Genomic DNA, 248 nt, shown 5'->3' on the forward strand with positions numbered 1-248 from the left:
CGGGCCGCAACCGCCCGGCCCCCGGGGCGGGGGGGGGGGGGGGGGGGCCCCCCCCCCCCCGCCCCCGCGCCCCCGCGGGCACCGGGCGCAGGGTCAGCGCGCCGACGGAGACGACGGTCCGGCCGGCGACGTCGGCGGCGAGCAGGGACACCACGTCGTCTTCCTGCGGGGTGAGCCGGACCCGCAGGGTGGTGGCCCCGGTGGCGTGCAGCTGGACCTCGGACCACGAGAACGGCAGCCGGCCGGCT

Annotated in this window: 1 protein-coding gene; it reads right to left on the reverse strand. The window is 83.1% G+C overall.

Going from position 1 to position 248, the window contains the following annotated elements:
• On the reverse strand, nucleotides 1–248 hold a 248-nt coding region (locus MXD59_RS26150; protein WP_248827225.1), incomplete at both ends, for a hypothetical protein.

Origin of the sequence: Frankia umida (genome assembly GCF_023242945.1) — a bacterium.
GTDB classification, from domain to species: domain Bacteria; phylum Actinomycetota; class Actinomycetes; order Frankiales; family Frankiaceae; genus Frankia; species Frankia umida.